15 protein-coding genes are annotated in these 17,041 nt (G+C 70.0%); 4 read left to right on the top strand and 11 right to left on the bottom strand.

The features are described 5' to 3' along the window. Positions 1-396: 396 nt before the first annotated feature. Positions 397-2,292, bottom strand: coding sequence for an outer membrane protein assembly factor BamB family protein (locus IFU11_RS08170; RefSeq protein WP_192018613.1), 1,896 nt, complete (start codon positions 2,290-2,292; stop codon positions 397-399). Between the two features lie 43 nt (positions 2,293-2,335). Then, entirely contained in the window at positions 2,336-3,646 is a 1,311-nt protein-coding gene (gene tyrS, locus IFU11_RS08165; RefSeq protein ID WP_192018612.1) for a tyrosine--tRNA ligase, read from the bottom strand. 168 nt (positions 3,647-3,814) lie between these two features. On the opposite strand from tyrS, the gene IFU11_RS08160 reads away from it, so the two are divergent. Together IFU11_RS08160 and IFU11_RS08155 are read left to right on the top strand one after the other, a co-directional pair. Further along, positions 3,815-4,447 carry a DNA-binding protein gene (locus IFU11_RS08160; protein WP_192018611.1) on the top strand — a complete coding sequence of 211 codons (633 nt, stop codon included), beginning with the start codon at positions 3,815-3,817 and terminating at the stop codon, positions 4,445-4,447. Further along, a complete protein-coding gene (locus IFU11_RS08155) occupies positions 4,444-5,043 on the top strand; it encodes a hypothetical protein (RefSeq protein WP_192018610.1) in 600 nt (199 codons plus the stop codon). The genes IFU11_RS08160 and IFU11_RS08155 overlap by 4 nt, the downstream gene beginning before the upstream one ends. A 9-nt stretch (positions 5,044-5,052) precedes the next feature. On the opposite strand, the gene IFU11_RS08150 is transcribed toward IFU11_RS08155, so the two are convergent. The 9 genes from IFU11_RS08150 to IFU11_RS08110 all read right to left on the bottom strand — a co-directional run bounded on the left by IFU11_RS08150 (position 5,053) and on the right by IFU11_RS08110 (position 14,632). Further along, a complete protein-coding gene (locus tag IFU11_RS08150; protein ID WP_192018609.1) occupies positions 5,053-5,670 on the bottom strand; it encodes a DNA-3-methyladenine glycosylase in 618 nt (205 codons plus the stop codon). Positions 5,671-5,685: 15 nt separating this feature from the next. Beyond that, positions 5,686-7,116 carry an argininosuccinate lyase gene (argH, locus tag IFU11_RS08145; protein WP_124769487.1) on the bottom strand — a complete coding sequence of 477 codons (1,431 nt, stop codon included), beginning with the start codon at positions 7,114-7,116 and terminating at the stop codon, positions 5,686-5,688. A 69-nt stretch (positions 7,117-7,185) separates the two neighbouring features. Further along, positions 7,186-8,127, bottom strand: a complete 942-nt coding sequence (gene argF / locus IFU11_RS08140) for an ornithine carbamoyltransferase (protein ID WP_192018608.1) — start codon at positions 8,125-8,127, stop codon at positions 7,186-7,188. Between the two features lie 35 nt (positions 8,128-8,162). Then, complete coding sequence (locus tag IFU11_RS08135; protein ID WP_079707057.1) at positions 8,163-9,347, bottom strand: acetylornithine transaminase; 1,185 nt, start codon at positions 9,345-9,347, stop codon at positions 8,163-8,165. Beyond that, positions 9,344-10,249 carry an acetylglutamate kinase gene (argB, locus tag IFU11_RS08130; RefSeq protein ID WP_192018607.1) on the bottom strand — a complete coding sequence of 302 codons (906 nt, stop codon included), beginning with the start codon at positions 10,247-10,249 and terminating at the stop codon, positions 9,344-9,346. The genes IFU11_RS08135 and argB overlap by 4 nt, the downstream gene beginning before the upstream one ends. 2 nt (positions 10,250-10,251) lie before the next feature. Further along, positions 10,252-11,421: a bifunctional glutamate N-acetyltransferase/amino-acid acetyltransferase ArgJ gene (gene argJ, locus IFU11_RS08125; protein ID WP_192018606.1), complete on the bottom strand. Its 1,170-nt coding sequence runs from the start codon at positions 11,419-11,421 to the stop codon at positions 10,252-10,254. Continuing rightward, a complete protein-coding gene (gene argC / locus IFU11_RS08120; RefSeq protein WP_192018605.1) occupies positions 11,418-12,461 on the bottom strand; it encodes an N-acetyl-gamma-glutamyl-phosphate reductase in 1,044 nt (347 codons plus the stop codon). Before argC ends, argJ begins: the two co-directional genes overlap by 4 nt. 201 nt (positions 12,462-12,662) lie before the next feature. Next, positions 12,663-13,352, bottom strand: a complete 690-nt coding sequence (locus IFU11_RS08115) for a response regulator (RefSeq protein ID WP_137243209.1) — start codon at positions 13,350-13,352, stop codon at positions 12,663-12,665. Then, complete coding sequence (locus IFU11_RS08110) at positions 13,349-14,632, bottom strand: sensor histidine kinase (RefSeq protein WP_137243210.1); 1,284 nt, start codon at positions 14,630-14,632, stop codon at positions 13,349-13,351. The genes IFU11_RS08115 and IFU11_RS08110 overlap by 4 nt, the downstream gene beginning before the upstream one ends. A 140-nt stretch (positions 14,633-14,772) precedes the next feature. Here IFU11_RS08110 and IFU11_RS08105 point away from each other — a divergent pair, with 140 nt between their 5' ends. Both IFU11_RS08105 and IFU11_RS08100 read left to right on the top strand, forming a co-directional pair. After that, complete coding sequence (locus IFU11_RS08105; RefSeq protein ID WP_137243211.1) at positions 14,773-15,420, top strand: hypothetical protein; 648 nt, start codon at positions 14,773-14,775, stop codon at positions 15,418-15,420. Between the two features lie 36 nt (positions 15,421-15,456). Beyond that, entirely contained in the window at positions 15,457-17,016 is a 1,560-nt protein-coding gene (locus tag IFU11_RS08100) for a helix-turn-helix domain-containing protein (RefSeq protein ID WP_137243212.1), read from the top strand. Positions 17,017-17,041: the final 25 nt, after the last annotated feature.

Here is a 17,041-nt window from a genome sequence, read left to right as displayed (position 1 = left end):
CATTGTGCACGCTGTTGAGTTCTCAAGGATCGGATGCTCCTGCCTTTGGCCATCACGACCGCCCTGCAGGGCAACTTCTCTAACTTACCACTTCTTCGGTTCTTGTCAAGTCGAATCAGGAGCTGATCTGAGTGGACCGGAGTCCGTCTGATCCTCACCGCTTCGATGACCCGAGAGCTGGGAAGTTCCAACCTAGTCTTGAAGTGAGACGATCTCAAGTGTGAGTTTGACTCACGTGGAGATGCTCGGCTTTTGGCTGGGTATCAGTCCCACTTGAGGCCGGGAAGCTCTTCCGCTTCCCGCACCTTTGGGGTGACGAGTGATTACTTTACGCAGACCGCCAGGGGCTGGCAAATCATCACTGCATCCCGGGCGTGTCGCCCGGATCCACGCGCTTCAGTCCCGATCAGCGTCACCGATGCCGAGGACGGCCGCCGAGTCGGAACCGGCCGCGACCACCGTCGCGACGGCCAGTGGGCTTCCGCCCCAAGCGGTGAACGAGTACTCGTCTCCGGCGGAGTCGACCGACCAACTGCGCTCGCCCGTGGTCGCGTCGATGCCGACGAGCGTGCCGTCGAGCGTGAGCAGGAGGGTCCGATCGCTGTATCCGACGAGGCTGCCCTCGGCGTCCTGCTCCTCGTATCGGATCTCACCGTCGCGAGCGCCGACCCCGGTGTATCCGCCTTCGCCGTCACCGAGCATGATCGTGTCGCCCACGGTGTAGGCGCCGTCCCAGGTGCTCGTCAGTCCGCTGCGCCACTCGACCTCGCCGGATCGCGGGTCGAGGCGGCGGACCCGCTCCCCCGACTGGTCGGCGACGACCAACAGCCCGCTCGCGTCGAGCACCACCGGCAGCGCCCCGGTCGCCTTCCAGCGCTCGGCGCCGGTGCGGTCGTCCACCCCGCGGATCGTGGTGTCGTTGCCGGAGTAGTCGATCGCGACGAGATCGCCGCCCACCTGCTGGTAGTACCAGGAGAGGTCGCCCTGCCAGTCGATGGTCGATCCGTCGTCGAGCGAGTAGACCGCACCGTCGTAGAAGAGCTTGTCGCCCGCGGTGGTCGCCCGCTCGCCGGCATCACCGCTGACCTCCCAGACCGGGTCGGTCAGGTCCGTCGACCGGTAGCGGCCGACCGTCCCGGTGCCGTCGGCCGTGGTCGACGAGATGAGCAGGTCACCCTCGAGACCCGGGACGAACGCCGCCGGCGCAGCGAAGTCGGCGAAGCCGATCCCCTCGACACTCGAGTGCTCTTGCGAGGTGGACACCACGTGCCCGTCGCGACGGCTCACGGCCACCATGAGGTCGCCCTGACTCAGCACGATCGCGGCCGCATCCGGTGGGGAGACGACCACCGGTGCGTCGAAGCGGTCGAACTCCGGAGAGAGCTCGGTGACGCGACGGTCCCAGAGGGTGTGGCCGTTCGCCGTGTTCACCAGGGAGACCACCGTCTCGCCCGGAGCGTCGTCGAGGGTCGTCTGATCCAGTGGCCGGTCGGTCGACCACACGAGCAGCGCGGTGTTGGGGCTCGCGGTGTACCCGTTGAGGTAGAGCTCGTCGCCCGCGGGCACCTCGTCGTCCAGCGGATGCGCGAGTTCCCACGTTCCGACGGTCGGCCTCGTCGGGAGGTCGCGGAGGAGCGCGAGCCCCTCGACGCGGTGGGGAACGGCCGCGACCACGATGAGCACGACCGCGACGATCGCAGTGACCACGGCCAGCGCGAGTCCGCCGAGGAGGAACCATCGTCGGCGCGAGGGGGCCCGCTTGACCGTGGTGGGCAACGAATCAGGGTGCCAGAGGGCGCGGGGCGCAGTCGGTTCCCCAGGTGCCTCCCCCGCGGCGGTCGCCGGGACAGGTTCGGCCGCAGCGGCTGTCGCCGGGAGCAGAGTCGACGCCTGCGACGGCGTCGGGTTGGTGGACTCGGGGTCCGGGACCGGTGTCGTCACCGCGATCGCAGGGATCGACGTCGCGATACCGGGGGGCGTGGGCTCAGTGGTGTCGACGTCCGGCGACGGCAGCCGATCGGCTTCACCCGCCGGGGCATCGGTCTCGACGTCGGGTGCATCGGTCTCGACGAGGTCGCCGTCGTCGGCCGGCGTGGGCCGGTCGTCCGCCGACTCCGACTCGGGCTCGTCCGCCGGCTCCGACTCGGCCGCCGCCTCGGCCTCGGCCGGTGTCTCCACCGTCGACAGCTCGCCCGTGCGCAGCGGCAGCATGGCCCCACAACTCGGGCACACACCGTCGCGACGGTCGACGATCTCGGTCCCGCACGCCTCGCAGAGCTGCACTCGGAGCATCCCCTTCAGGTTCGATGACGACGGCGATGCCGTCGTCGGCGGATCAGGCGGGCGCTCCGTCGAGGAACAGCCCGGCGAGGGTGCGCTTGCCGCGGCGCAGCACGGCCACCCCGCCCGTGAGGAACCGGTCGTCCAGGGTCGCGTCGACGTTGTCGATCTTGCGGTTGTTCACCGAAACCCCTCCCTGGGCGACCGCGCGTCGAGCCTCACCGAGGCTCGCACACAGCTCCGTGTCGACGAGCGCCTGGATGACGAGCGTCTCCGCGGCCACCCGCGCATTCGGCAACTCCGTGACGGCCGACCGCAGCGTGTCCGCGTCGAGTGCGTCCAGATCGCCCTGACCGAAGAGCGCGGCCGACGCGGCGATGGCCGCATCCGTCGCGGCGACCCCGTGGACGAGCGCGGTGACGGCGTAGGCGAGGGTCTTCTGCGCCTCACGCTTGAACGGTTCCGACTCGGTCGCGGCCGCCAGTCGCTCGATCTCCACCCGATCGAGGAACGTGAACACCTTCAGCCGGGCGATGACGTCCGCATCGTCGGTGTTGACCCAGAACTGGTAGAACGCGTACGGGCTCGTCATGCTCGGGTCGAGCCAGACCGCGTTGCCTTCGCTCTTCCCGAACTTCGTGCCGTCCGAGTTCGTGATCAGCGGGGTCCCGATCGCGTGGACGGTGGCCCGCTCGACCCGGTGGATGAGGTCGGTGCCGCTCGTGAGGTTGCCCCACTGGTCGCTCCCGCCGGTCTGCAGGACGCAGCCGTATTCGCGGTACAGCTCGAGGTAGTCCATCCCCTGGAGGATCTGGTAACTGAACTCGGTGTAGCTGATCCCCGCCTCCGAGTTGAGACGGGCACTGACCGCGTCCTTCTTCAGCATCGTGCCGACGCGGTAGTGCTTGCCGATCTCCCGCAGGAAGTCGATCGCGGAGAGCGGTGCGGTCCAATCGAGGTTGTTGACCATGCGCGCGGCGTTGTCGCCCTCGAAACTGAGGAAGCGTTCGATCTGCGCGCGGAGCGACTGCACCCACTCGGCGACGGTGTCCGGCGTGTTCAGCGTGCGCTCGGCGGTCGGTCGTGGGTCGCCGATGAGGCCGGTCGAACCGCCGACGAGCCCGAGCGGGCGGTGTCCGGCCAGCTGCAGCCGACGCATGACGAGCAGCTGGACCAGGTTGCCCAGGTGGAGGCTCGCCGCCGTCGGGTCGAACCCGCAGTAGTAGGTGATCGGCGTTCCGCCGAGCAGACGCTTCAGCTCCTGCTGATCCGTCGACACGTGGACGAGCCCGCGCCAGACGAGTTCGTCCCAGACGTCCTCGAAGGTCGGATCGTTGCGCTGGTCAGGAAGAGCGAGGTTCGACACGCTTGCAAGGCTATCAGCGCGGCATCGGCTGCCGAATCGGGCGCATCGGCACCGGCGCGACCGTGGCGACCGTGACGTGCAGGAATTCCTCTCATTCGTGAGAGTTGTGGAAATACCTGCATGTTGCGACTAGGGTGATCGAGCCGACCCACCGCCGAGAGGAGAGCCGTGTACGTCCTGACCGTCGATCAGATCGCGAGCCGGACCGGCCCTGATCGCGCCGCCGGTGTCATCGAGTCGATCAACGACCGGTTCGCGGACCGCCTGCTCCTCCAGGCCGAACGCACGGCGGGCGACGAGTTCCAGCTCGCCACCGAGGACGCCGAGGTCGCGCTCGCCATCGCCTTCGACTTCCTCCGGGATCGCGGCTGGAGCGTGGGCATCGGACAAGGCGACGTCCGGCGTCCGCTCCCCGATTCGACCCGAGCCGCGACCGGTCAGGCCTTCTACGCCGCGCGGGAGGCCGTCACGCGGGCCAAGCGGGCGCCCTTCCGGTTCGCGCTCGAGGCGGCCGACCAGCAGGGCGGCGCCGATGTCGAAGCACTCATCGTGCTCCTCCTCCACCTCCGCGACCGGAGGACCGCCGGCGGCTGGGAGGTCGCCGACCTGCTCGCGGCCGGCGTGACCCAGTCCGAGGCCGCGGCACGACTCGGCATCACCGAGAGTTCGGTCAGTCGCCGGGTCGCGGCCGCCGGAGTCCGAGCCGAAGCCGCGGCGACCACCGCGCTCATCCGCCTCCTGGCGAAGCTCGACCAGGACGCCTCCGTGCACCACCCCGACGACCGAAAGGACGAGCGATGAACCTCGTCACGCTCACGCCCATCACCTGGCCGACCGTCATCGGCCTCCTCGGAAGCGCGCTCGTCTTCCTCCTGCTGGCCCGGGTGCTGAGCGCGCGTCTCGCGGATCGTCTCATGGTCGTGGCGACGGCCCTCATGGTGATCGGGGCCCTCCTGGTCGCGCTCGTCCCCTCGGTCCCGCCGACCGGTCCGGCACTCGTGCTCCTCGGCGTCTTCGTCCTCGCCGTCGCGGTTGCCGGCGGTGGTCCGGTCGCCTCCTTCGTCCTCGCCCTCGCGACGAAGGGCAGCGTCGCCCCCGGGATCCACGGCGGCATCCTCGTGGAGCACCGGAACCCGAGCGCCTCGCAGGTCGTCGGACGTCCGATCGAAGTGCTGCGCGGCGGGACCGCGATCGGGATCCTCGAACGGCTCGCCCTCGTCGCCGCGTTGTTCTCCGGCTATCCGGAGGCGATCGCGGTCATCGTCGCCGTGAAGGGTGTCGGACGCTTCACCGAACTCGACTCGGCCGAGGCGCGCGAGCGGTTCATCATCGGCTCGCTCGCCAGCCTCCTCTGGGCTGCCGGGGTGGCGTCGATCCTGCTGCTCGCGCGAGGCTGAGTCGGCGGGTCAGTCCACGGCCCTGGGCGAGCGGCGGTAGGGCGAGACGGTCGTCTCCCCCGGGAGCACGAACCGCCACGGGTAGGCGGCTCCCCCACCGACCCCGCTGACGCCCGTCCGCGGACCGGCCGCTGAGGCGAGCGGGCGCTCGGGCAAGAGCAGATCGAACGGCGGCTCGGCGAGGTCGTCACCCGACTGGTCGAGCGCGATCCCGAGCGACACGGTGAGCCGCGCCGGTCCTCTGGCCAGGTCGCGATCCAGCACCCGGTCACCGCGTCGCAGCCGCGCGAGCTCCAGCCCCGCGACGACCTCGCCGGCACGCAGGAGGACGGCCGACGCCGTGCCGACCGGTGAACACACGACGTTGATGCAGACATGCATGCCGTAGCTGAAGTACGCGTACAGATGCCCGGGCGGACCGAACATCGGACTCGTGCGCGGCGTCGGACCGCGATGCGCGTGGGATCCGGGATCCTCGCCGACCCCGAGATAGGCCTCGACCTCCGTGAGGCGGACCGACACGGTGCCCTCGGGCGTCGTGTGGGACAGCACCGCTCCGAGCAGCGCGGGCGCGACCTCGAGGGCCGATCCCGAGGTCAGCGCCCGCAGCGGACCGGCCGTCGTCATCGGACCCCGCCCCGTCTAGAGCGAGAGGGCCTGCGACAGCGCGCCCACCCGACCGACGAGCGTCACGAGCTGGTCCTGGACCCGCTCCGGAGCCGTCCCGCCGACGCCGAGTCGGCTGCCGATCGAGCCGTCGACGGTCAGGACGCTCCGCACGGCCGGCGTGAGATGCTCCGAGACACCCGCCAGTGCCGCGTCGTCGGGTTCGTCGAGTGCCAGCCCGCGCTCCTCGCAGTACCGCACGAGCTCGCCGCTGATCTCGTGCGCGTCGCGGAAGGCCACACCCTGCTTGACGAGCCACTCGGCGACGTCCGTCGCGAGGGAGAACCCCTCCGGTGCGAGCTCGCGCAGCCGTGCCGTGTCGAAGCGGAGCGTCGCCACCATCCCGGTGAACGCCGGGAGCAACACCTCGAGCTGGTTCACGGAGTCGAACACCGGCTCCTTGTCCTCCTGCAGGTCGCGGTTGTACGCGAGCGGCAGCGCCTTCAGCGTTGCCAGCAACCCGGTCAGGTTCCCGATGAGTCGCCCGGACTTCCCGCGGGCGAGCTCGGCGATGTCGGGGTTCTTCTTCTGCGGCATGATGCTCGAGCCGGTCGAGTAGGCGTCGTCGAGGGTCACGAACCCGAACTCGCGGGTGTTCCAGACGATGATCTCCTCAGCGAACCGGGACAGGTTGATCCCGATGAGCGAGGTGATGAACGCGAACTCGGCGACCACGTCGCGGCTGGCGGTGGCGTCGATCGAGTTCTCCGTCGGCCGGTCGAGCCCGAGCTCGTGCGCGACGAGCACCGGGTCGAGCCCGAGGGAACTGCCGGCGAGCGCTCCGGAACCGTACGGCGAGGCGCTCGCCCGGGCGAGCCAGTCGCGGAGCCGTTCCAGGTCGCGGGTGAGCGGCCAGGCGTGCGCGAGCAGCTGGTGGGCGAGCAGCACCGGCTGGGCGTGCTGCAGGTGCGTGCGGCCGGGCATCACCGCGTCGGGGTGTGCTTCGGCCTGGGAGACGATCGCGTCGATCAGGTGGATGACGTCGCGGGCGATCACCCGTCCGTGATCGATGAGGTAGAGGCGCACGAGCGTCGCGATCTGGTCGTTCCGGCTCCGGCCGGCACGCAGCTTCCCACCGAGTTCCTTGCCGGCCCGTTCGACGAGCCCGCGTTCCAGCGCCGAGTGGACGTCCTCATCGCTCTCCGCCGCGACGAACGTCCCGTCGGCCACGTCGGCGTCCAGGACGTCGAGGGCGGCGAGCATCCCGCGAAGCTCGTCCTCGTCGAGGTACCCCGCCGACGCGAGCGCCTTGGCATGGGCACGGGAACCCGCGATGTCGTATGCGGCGAGGACCCAGTCGAACTGAGTGGACTTGCTCAGACGGGCGAGTTCCGGCGACGGTCCGCTCGCGAAGCGTCCACCCCAGAGGGCCCCGGATTCGCCTGCTCGGTTCTGCTGATCTGCCACGATGGGCCTCCTGTACTGCTGGCGTCCGGAGTGCTCCGGACTGGTCGGTCGGCCGCAGCCGGGGAAGGGTCAGGCCGCGGAGCCGGCGTGCTGCTGCTCGAGCAGCCACACGAGCAGGGCCTTCTGCGCGTGGAGGCGGTTCTCCGCCTCGTCCCAGATGATGCTCTGCGCCCCGTCGATGACCTCGGCCTCGACCTCGAAGCCGCGATCGGCGGGCAGGCAGTGCATGAAGACGGCGTCGGACGCGGCGAGCCCCATGAGCCTGCGGTCGACCCGGTAGCCGCCGAAGATGGCGACGCGTTGCGCCTTCTCGTCCTCCTTGCCCATCGACACCCAGGTGTCGGTGATCATCACGTCGGCATCCGCCGCCGCCGCGTCGGGGTCGGTGGTCACGAGCACGGAGCCGCCCGTCGTCGCGGCGATGCGCTCCGCGTCGGCGACGACGTCCGCAGCCGGGGCGAACTCGGCCGGGGCGGCGATGCGGACGTGCATCCCCGCCGTCGCGCCGGCCAACAGGTAGGAGTGGGCCATGTTGCTCGCTCCGTCGCCGAAGAACGACATCGTCAGACCGGCGAGCTCGCCCTTGTGCTCGCGGATCGTGAGGAGGTCGGCGAGGAGCTGGCACGGGTGGAAGTCGTCGGACAGCGCGTTGACGACGGGCACCGTCGTCCCGGCCGAGATCTCCTCGAGACCGGACTGGGCGTAGGTCCGCCAGACGATCGCCGCGACCTGACGTTCGAGGACGCGAGCGGTGTCGGCGGCCGTCTCCTTGCCGCCGAGCTGGCTGTTGGCCGTCGAGATGATGAGCGGTGATCCGCCGAGGTCGGCGATCCCCACGGCGAAGGAGACGCGTGTCCGCGTCGAGGACTTGTCGAAGATGACCGCGACGGTCTGCGGGCCTTCGAGCGGCTTCCGCGACCAGCGGTCGCGCTTCAGCTCGGTGGCGAGGTCGAGGATCTCGGCCTGCTCGGCCGGGCTGAGGTCGTCGTCGCGGAGGAAGTGACGGGTCATGGCTGGTGGTCCTGTTCGTGTGGGTCGATGGCTGGTCAGGCCTGGACGGCGTCGAGCGCCGCGCGGAAGAGGGAGGTGAACTCGTCGATCTCGGCGTCGCCGATGATGAGCGGCGGCGCGATCCGGATGCTCGTCGCGTTCGGGGCGTTGATGATGAGCCCTCGGTCGAACGCCGCGGCCGACAGCTCGGCCGCCACCGGGGCGCTCAAGCCGATGCCGATGAGCAGCCCGTGTCCGCGGACCTCCTCGACGAGCGGGGAACCGATGGCGGTGATGACGGCCCGCAACTGCTCACCGCGCGCGGCGGCGTTCTGCACGAGACCGGCGCGCTCGATCTCCTCGAGCACCGCGTTCGCCGTCGCGGTCGCGAGCGGGTTGCCTCCGAAGGTGCTGCCGTGCTGGCCGGGTCCGAACAGCTCGGAGGCGGCGCCGAAGGTGACGAGGGCGCCGATCGGCATGCCACCGCCGATCCCCTTGGCGACGGTGATCGCGTCCGGGACGATGCCGTCCCGCTGGAACGCGAACCACTCCCCCGTCCGACCGGCCCCGGTCTGGATCTCGTCGATGATGAGCAGCACGCCGTGTGCCTCGGTGAGTGCCCTGGCACGGGCGAGGTAGCCCTCCGGCAGGTCGATGACGCCGGCTTCGCCCTTGATCGGTTCGAGGATCAGCGCGGCGACCCGGTCGTCGATCGCCGCCTCGAGTGCCTCGATCGTGGTCGGGATGTGCTCGACGCCGCCCGGGAGCGGGTGGAACCCCTCCTGCAGGGCAGGCTTGCCGGTCAGGGCGAGCGCGCCGAAGGTCCGCCCGTGGAAGGAGTTCTCCAGGGTGAGGACCCGGGTCCGCGATCCGTCGCCGTGGTTGAGTCGGGCGAGCTTGAACGCCGCCTCGTTCGCCTCGGCACCGGAGTTCGCGAAGTACACCCGACCGCCCTCGTCCGCTCCGGCGAGACGCTTGAGTCGGGCCGCGAGCTCGAGCTGCGGCGGACTCGAGAAGTAGTTGGAGACGTGCGCGAGCGTGCTCGCCTGTCGCGTGATCGCACCGACGAACGCCGGATGAGCATGTCCCAGTGCGTTCACCGCGATGCCCGCGAGGAAGTCGAGGTAGCGGTTGCCCTCGGCGTCCCAGACATGGCATCCCTCACCGCGCGTCAGCATCGCGATCGGCGTGTTGAACGTGCGCATCATGTCGCGGTCGACGCGGCTCTTCCAGTCGCTCATGAGTCCTCCGGGACGACCTCGGTGCCTGAGCCGTTCTGGGTGAACACCTCGAGCAGGATGGAGTGGGGTACGCGGCCGTCGATGATGGCAGCCTTGGCGACCCCGCCGTCGACGGCGTCGAGGCAGGCGGTCATCTTCGGGATCATGCCCGATTCGAGCGTGGGCAGCATGGCTCGGAGCTCACTCGTCGTGATCTGCGAGACGAGCGAGTCGCGGTTGGGCCAGTCGCTGTACAGCCCGGCGACATCGGTCAGGATGACGAGCTTCGCGGCACCGAGTGCCACGGCGAGCGCCGCGGCGGCCGCATCGGCGTTCACGTTGAGCGTCTGGCCGGGCTGGTCGAGGTCTGGGGCGATCGAGGAGACCACCGGGATGTTGCCGGCGGCGAGGTAGGCCTGCACCGAGGTGGGGCCGACGCCGACGACGTCGCCGACGAGCCCGATGTCCACGGTCTCGCCGTCGACGACGATCGAGCGACGACGCCCGCCGAACAGGCCAGCGTCCTCGCCGGACAGTCCTGCGGCGAGCGGGCCGTGTTCGTTGATCCGCCCCACGAGCTCGGGGTTGACCTGACCGGTGAGGACCATCCGGACGACCTCCATGGCCTCGGGGGTCGTGACCCGGTACCCGCCGCGGAACTCGCTGTGGATGTCGAGCCGCTCGAGCATCGCGGAGATCTGCGGGCCACCACCGTGCACGACGACGGGCTTCAGCCCCGCGTAGCGCAGGTAGACCATGTCCTCGGCGAAGGCCTGCGCGAGTTCGTCGCTCACCATCGCGTTGCCGCCGAACTTGACGACGATCGTCTGGTCGCGGAAGGTCTTCAGCCAGGGAAGCGACTCGATGAGGGTGGCGGCCTTGATCGCCGCCTCCTCGGGAGAGTTGTCTCGGTACTGGGTCATCATCAGCTCGCGTACGCGCTGTTCTCGTGCACGTAGTCGTGCGTGAGGTCGTTCGTCCAGATGGTGGCTCCCGTGTCACCGGCGTGGAGGTCGACGAGCACGTGCACGGCGCGCGGCGACAGGTCGACGAGATCGCGCGACTGATCCGGCTCGCCGGCCGTGCACACCTGGACGCCGTTCATGGCCACGTCGATCCCGTACGGGTCGAACTCGGCACCCGTGGTCCCGACGGCCGCGAGCACCCGGCCCCAGTTCGGGTCGTTGCCGAAGATGGCCGCCTTGAAGAGGTTGCTGCGGGAGACCGCGCGGGCGACCTCGACCGCGTCGTCCTCGGACACCGCGCCGACGACCTCGATCGCGACGTCGTGGGCCGCGCCCTCGGCATCGGCCTGCAACTGCAGGGTGAGGTCGCGGCACACCTCCGTCAGCGCCTCGGTGAAGGCGGACAGCTCCGGGGTCACGCCGCTCGACCCGGAGGCGAGGAGCGACACCGTGTCGTTGGTGGACATGCAACCGTCGGAGTCGAGACGGTCGAAGGTGACGCGGGTCGCGCTGCGGAGCGCCTGATCGAGCTGCGCCGGCTCGAGCACGGCGTCGGTCGTGATGACGACGAGCATCGTCGCGAGCCCGGGGGCGAGCATGCCCGCGCCCTTCGCCATGCCGCCGACGGTCCATCCGTCCGCGCTCCGAACGGCCTGTTTCGGCTTCGTGTCGGTCGTCATGATCGCGGTCGCCGCGGCGAGGCCGGCAGCTTCGCTCGCACCGTCCTCGTCGGCGACCGCGCGGGTGGCGTCCCAGACGCCCGCGGTCAGCTTGTCGAGATCGAGCTGTTCGCCGATGAGCCCCGTGGAGCAGACGAGGACGTCGCCGGCCGAGATCGCGAGCCGCTCGGCGACGGCCTCCGCGGTCGCGTGCGTCGTCTGGAAACCGCGCGTCCCCGTGTAGCAGTTCGCGCCGCCGGAGTTCAGGACGATCGCCGAGACGATGCCGTCCTGCATGACCTGCTCGCTCCAGAGGATCGGGTTGGCCTTGCACCGGTTGCTCGTGAACACCGTCGCCGCGTGCTGCAGCGGACCGACGTTGTGGACCACCGCGAGGTCGAGGCCCCCGGAGGTCTTGAGGCCGCAGGCGACGCCCGCCGCGAGGAACCCTGCTGCTGCTGTCACACTCACGGTGCCACTCCATTCACACTCAAGCCGGTCGTCTCGGGGAGCCCGAGCGCGATGTTCGCCGATTGGATCGCCGCGCCGGCGGTCCCCTTCACGAGGTTGTCGACGGCGGTCACGACGACGACCCGTCCCACCGTCTCGTCGACGGCGAGTCCGATCAGCGCGGTGTTGGCGCCGAGGACGTCGGCCGTCCGGGGGAACGAGCCCTCGGGCAGCACGTGGACGAACGGCTCGTCGGCGTAGGCCGTCTCCCAGGCCTCGCGGACCGCTGCCGCCGTGGTGCCCGGGACGATGCGTGCCGTCGAGGTGGCCAGGATGCCGCGCGACATCGGGACGATGACCGGGGTGAACGAGATGGACGCGCGATCGGCACCGGCCGCCCGGAGGCTCTGCGTGATCTCGGGGATGTGCCGGTGGGTACCGCCGACGGCGTACGGGTTGGCCGTGCCGAGCACCTCGCTCGCGAGCAGGTTGACCTTCAGGCTCTTCCCCGCGCCGGACGGCCCGACGGCGAGCACGGAGACGAGGTCGAGCGGCTCGATCACCCCCGCGGCGATGCCGGGCGCGAGGGACAGGGCGACGGTGCTCGCGTTGCATCCAGGAGCGGCGATCCGCTTGGCGCCCACGAGAGCGTCACGCCCCCGACCGGTGGACGTCTGGAGCTCCGGCACACCGTAGGCCCAGGCGCCGAAGTAGTCGCCGCCGTAGAAGGCGTCCCAGTCGGCTTCGTCGACGAGCCGGTGGTCGGCTCCGCAGTCGACGACGAGGGTCTCCGGTGCAAGCGATGCCGTGACCTCACCCGACTTGCCGTGCGGCAGGGCGAGGAAGACGACGTCGTGTCCCGCGAGCACCTCCGGCGTCGTCGCCTCGAGGACGAGATGCCGGAGCGATCGGAGGTGTGGCTGGTGGTCGACGAGCGGTTGACCGGCGTTCGCGTGCGCGGTCACCGTCCGGACGTCGAAGTCGGGGTGGTCGGCGAGCAGCCGAAGCAGCTCGCCTCCTGCGTAGCCGGATGCTCCGGCCACCGCTACAGAGAAGGACATGGCTCTACCTTATTGAGTGGACGCTCGAGGGGCGGAGGCGGCGACTCCTGGACGACTGCACGGTCACCTGGACCGTGCGAGCACCGGGGTCGCCTATCGTCGCTCTGCGGTAGCGCGTGCGGACACGGTACGGCGGAGGGCGCGGAGCGTGATCGCCCGCGAAGAACCCTGTGCCTGGAAACGTGCCATGTCGAGAGCGTACTACGACGACGAGGATGCCGACGAATCCGCGCCCGGCGCAGCCCGCTCCGCGATGAGCGCGGCCTGGACCCGCGACCGTGCGTCGAGCTTCACGAGGATCCGGGACACGTGCGTGCGGGCCGTCGCCTCGGACAGCCCGAGCGCGGTCGCGATCCCGGCGTTGCTCAGCCCCTCGCGCAGCTGCTCGAGGACCTCACGCTCCCGCGGTGTCAGCGTGGCCAGACCGGGGTGCGCCGGCGCCGGCGCCGGCACGACCGGAGGTCGGGCTGCGGCGAGACGTTCGAGGACTCGGCGGGTCACCTCAGGGGCGAGCACCGCCTCGCCCGCGTGCACTCGTCGGATCGCATCGACGAGGCCGGCAGCGGAGACCGTCTTCACCAGGAAGGCGTTCGCCCCGGCCGCCAGCGCCTCGTCGACGTACCGGTCGAGCGCGAAGGTGGTGAGCATGATGATGCTCGGCGGTGGGGTGGCCGCAGCGAGGATGGCCGGGATCGCGTCGATCCCTGAGGCACGCGGCATCTGGACGTCGAGCAACACGACGTCCGGTCGGTGTCGCACGGATTGCGCGACGACGGCCTCCCCGTCCGCCGCCTCGGCGATGACCAGGATGTCGTCCGGCTCGTCGAGCAGCGCTCCCAGACCCGCTCTGACGGCCGCATGGTCGTCCGCGATGAGGACCGTGATGGTCATGACGCCCCTCCTGCAAGGGCGACCGCGGCGGTCGAGGGCGGCACCCGGGTCGGTACAGTGAGCGCCGTCCGCCAGTCGGGACCGTCCGGCCCCGCGATGAGGTCGCCTCCGACCAGACGTGCCCGCTCGGCCAGGCCGACGAGGCCGACCCCACCGGACCCGGCGAGCAACGAAGACGCGGTCGCCGTCGGCAGCGGGTTGCTGAGCGTGACGGACAGGGCACCGGGCGGGAGCGAGACCTCGACCCGCACGGAGGCACCCGGTGCGTGCTTCGCGGTGTTCGTCAGGCCTTCGACGAGCGTCCGGAGCCCGACGATCGAGGTCTGCGCGGGGACCTCGGCGAGCGCCGCGTCGTCCGGTGCCCGTACCTCCACCTCCAGTCCGTTGGCTCGGGCGACCTCGACCGCGCGGCGGACCGACTCGGCCGTGAGTCGATCTGGTGCCTGGGCCAGCTCGTCGGCCGACTGGTCGCCGCGGAGCACGTCGATCATCGTGCGCATGTCGGCGAGCGCGTCGAGACTGCTGGTCCGGACGAGTGCGAGGCTGCGCCGCAGCGCCACCGGGTCGGTGCCGTCGCGTCGTTCCAGGGCCGCGGCCGACTGCATCGCGATCGCCGAGAGGTGACCGGCGATGACGTCGTGCAGCTCCCGGCTGAGCTCGAGCCGTTCACGGGTCACGGCGTCCTGCCGGAGCGCAGCCGCTGCCTGGGCGATCGTGTCCGCGCGCTCGCGCTGGCGTTCGGCCTCGAGACGGGGGTACCGGACCATCCTGCCGTACCAGATCGAACTCGCCAGGATGACCGGGACGATGATGAGTGAGCCGAGGACCACTCCGCGACCGAGCCGGGTGACGGCCTCGACGTCGTCGGTGAACCAGATCACCGCGAAGACACCGACGGACACGACGGCGAGCGCGGTGCAGGCGAACGCGGCGACGTCCATGACCCGGGATCGCGAGTAGAGCGCCGCCGCATAGGCGAGGTCGGACACGATGATGAGCATCCCGAGGCCGCTGCCTCCGGTGGTGAGCGCCTCGGCGAGGGCGATCAGGACGCCGACGGCCAGCGTGGTCAACGGGCGTCGACGGCGGAGCAGGTGCACCGCCAGGATGGCCGTGAGGAAGACGAGGGTGAGGAGGAGCGGCGGTTCCGACACGGTCGTCCCCCAGGGGACATGGATCCCGAGGACGGCGAACAGGAGTCCCATGGCCGCGCACACCGTGGTGATGACCGGCTCACGGTGTCGATCCACCCATGCGCGCGGTCCTTCGAGAGCAGCCATACCTCCATCACACCAGCTCGAGCCGCGCGGCGCGAGCGTCGGAGGGACGAGCCGGCGTACGCAGTTCCGCTGACCCAGTCGCCGGAGGATCAGCAGCACGGTCGATGTGGCACGGCATCACCCCGCGACACCATCGGAACATGGACAGCTTCACTGAACTCTTCGGCACGAGCCCACTCATCTGGGCCATCCTCGGCGCGGAGGCCGCGTTCTGGATCCTCCTCTTCGGCGGGCTCGCGGTCCGCTACCTCCTCCGGCGGCGCCGGCTCAGCGCGATCATGTTGATCGGTGTACCGGTCGTGGACCTCGTCCTCCTGGTCCTGACCGCGACCGACCTCGCGTCCGGCGAGGAGCCGAACGTCACGCACCTCCTCGCGACCATCTACCTGGGCTTCACGGTGGCGTTCGGCCACGCGCTCATCACGAAGGCGGACGTCTGGTTCGCACACCGGTTCGCGGGCGGTCCAGCACCGCGGCCGAAGCCGAAGTCCGGGCCCGCGTACGTCCGGGCCGCCTGGTCGGAGTGGCGTCGGGTGGTCCTCGCCGTCGCGATCGCGGTCGCCGGGCTCCTCGCGATGCAGGCCATGGTCGGCTGGACCGTCCCCGCCTCCTTCGCCCTCGCGAACGAGGACATCATCTGGGGCATGATCATCAAGCTCGTCGCGGTCACCGCCATCTGGTTCGCCGCAGGCCCGGTGTACGCCGTCCTCTTCCGGAGCTCCGCGCCCGCGTCTGACACCACGGAGCGGGTTTCGGATTCCGTTCCGACATCTCAGGGGCGTCCCTAACGGCGCTCTATCTCATATCTGAGATAGAGTGACGACATGGAAGACACGGCAACGTTTGAACGAACGGACCCTGCGGCACCGCTCCGGCAGGTCGGAGCACTCATCCGCGGCGCCCGTCAGGGACGCAAACTCACCCAGGCCCAGCTGGCGGAACGCGTCGGTACGAGCCAGAGCGCGATCAACCGGATCGAGCAGGGCAGTCAGAACATCAGCATCGACCTCCTGAGCCGGATCAGCACCGCGCTCGAGAGTGAGATCGTCAGTTTCGGCGAACAGAAGAAGAACTCGCACCTCCGCGTCCAGGGTGGCCGACAGCTGCACGGGACCATCGCGGTGCGTTCGAGCAAGAACGCCTCGGTCGCGCTCCTGTGCGCCGCGCTCATGAACCGCGGCCGCACCACGCTGCACGGCATCGCCCGGATCGTCGAGGTCGACCGCATCATCGACGTCCTGCGCAGCCTGGGTGTCTCCGTGGTCTGGTCGCCCGACGGCCAGGACGTCGAGATCCACGTCCCGGACGACCTCTCACTCGCGAGCATCGACGAGGACGCCGGTCGCCGGACCCGCAGTGTGCTCATGTTCCTCGGTCCGCTGCTCGGCCGCTACGACACCTTCGCCCTCCCCTACGCCGGTGGTTGCGACCTCGGGACCCGCACCGTCGAGCCGCACCTCATCGCGCTCCGGCCGTTCGGCCTGTCCATCGAGGCGACCGCCGGCTGGTACCAGGCCACCGTCGCCCCCGACGTGCCCGAGGAGCTGAGCGTCGTGCTCACCGAGCGCGGCGACACCGTGACCGAGAACGCCATCATGGCCGCCGCGGTACGCGACGGTGTGACGACCATCCGCAACGCCAGCCCGAACTACATGGTGCAGGATTTGTGCTTCTACCTGGAGCTCCTCGGCATCACCATCGAGGGCATCGGGAGCACGACGCTCCGGATCACCGGCCGCAGCGTCATCAACGAGGACGTGGACTACTGGCCGAGTGAGGACCCGGTGGAGGCGATGAGTCTGCTCACCGCCGGGATCGTCACCGACTCGGAGATCACCGTCACGCGCGTGCCGATCGAGTTCATGGAGATCGAGCTCGCGACGCTCGGCGAGATGGGACTACGCTACACCCGCTCCCCCGAGTACGCAGCCGCGAACGGTCGGACCCGTCTCGTCGACGTCACCGTGCATCCCTCGAAGCTGCACGCCCCGATCGACAAGATCCACCCCATGCCGTTCCCGGGGCTCAACATCGACAACCTCCCGTTCTTCGCGGTCATCGCGGCCTGCGCCGAGGGCGACACGCTCATCCACGACTGGGTGTACGAGGGCAGGGCGATCCACCTCACCGACCTGACCCGACTCGGCGCGAACGTCCGCCTGCGCGACCCGCACCGCATCGACGTCTCCGGGCCGACGCACTGGTCCGGCGCCGAGGTGAGCTGCCCTCCCGCGCTGCGACCGGCAGTCGTCATCCTGCTCGCCATGCTCGCCGCGAAAGGTACGAGCGTGCTCCGGAACGTCGACATCATCGCTCGCGGGTACGAGCAGCTGCAGGAGCGGCTCATCACCCTGGGTGCGTCGATCGAGACCTTCCGCGACTGAGTCCGTCCCGTCCGACGGACGCGGC

This window comes from Plantibacter sp. CFBP 8804 (genome assembly GCF_014841225.1).
Taxonomy (GTDB): Bacteria; Actinomycetota; Actinomycetes; order Actinomycetales; family Microbacteriaceae; genus Plantibacter; species Plantibacter auratus.
Note: the sequence above shows the minus strand (reverse complement) of the source record. Positions and strands in the feature narration are given on the sequence as shown.

Excerpts from the sequence above, each read along its gene's own strand:
- IFU11_RS08135 (WP_079707057.1), bottom strand. The coding sequence starts at position 9,347 with ATGAGCGACTGGAAGAGCCGCGTCGACCGCGACATGATGCGCACGTTC.
- IFU11_RS08115 (WP_137243209.1), bottom strand. The coding sequence starts at position 13,352 with ATGACCATCACGGTCCTCATCGCGGACGACCATGCGGCCGTCAGAGCG.
- IFU11_RS08155 (WP_192018610.1), top strand. The coding sequence starts at position 4,444 with ATGAACCTCGTCACGCTCACGCCCATCACCTGGCCGACCGTCATCGGC.
- IFU11_RS08100 (WP_137243212.1), top strand. The coding sequence starts at position 15,457 with ATGGAAGACACGGCAACGTTTGAACGAACGGACCCTGCGGCACCGCTC.
- IFU11_RS08110 (WP_137243210.1), bottom strand. The coding sequence starts at position 14,632 with ATGGCTGCTCTCGAAGGACCGCGCGCATGGGTGGATCGACACCGTGAG.
- argF (WP_192018608.1), bottom strand. The coding sequence starts at position 8,127 with ATGACCCGTCACTTCCTCCGCGACGACGACCTCAGCCCGGCCGAGCAG.
- IFU11_RS08105 (WP_137243211.1), top strand. The coding sequence starts at position 14,773 with ATGGACAGCTTCACTGAACTCTTCGGCACGAGCCCACTCATCTGGGCC.
- argC (WP_192018605.1), bottom strand. The coding sequence starts at position 12,461 with ATGTCCTTCTCTGTAGCGGTGGCCGGAGCATCCGGCTACGCAGGAGGC.
- IFU11_RS08170 (WP_192018613.1), bottom strand. The coding sequence starts at position 2,292 with ATGCTCCGAGTGCAGCTCTGCGAGGCGTGCGGGACCGAGATCGTCGAC.
- argB (WP_192018607.1), bottom strand. The coding sequence starts at position 10,249 with ATGACCCAGTACCGAGACAACTCTCCCGAGGAGGCGGCGATCAAGGCC.
- IFU11_RS08150 (WP_192018609.1), bottom strand. The coding sequence starts at position 5,670 with ATGACGACGGCCGGTCCGCTGCGGGCGCTGACCTCGGGATCGGCCCTC.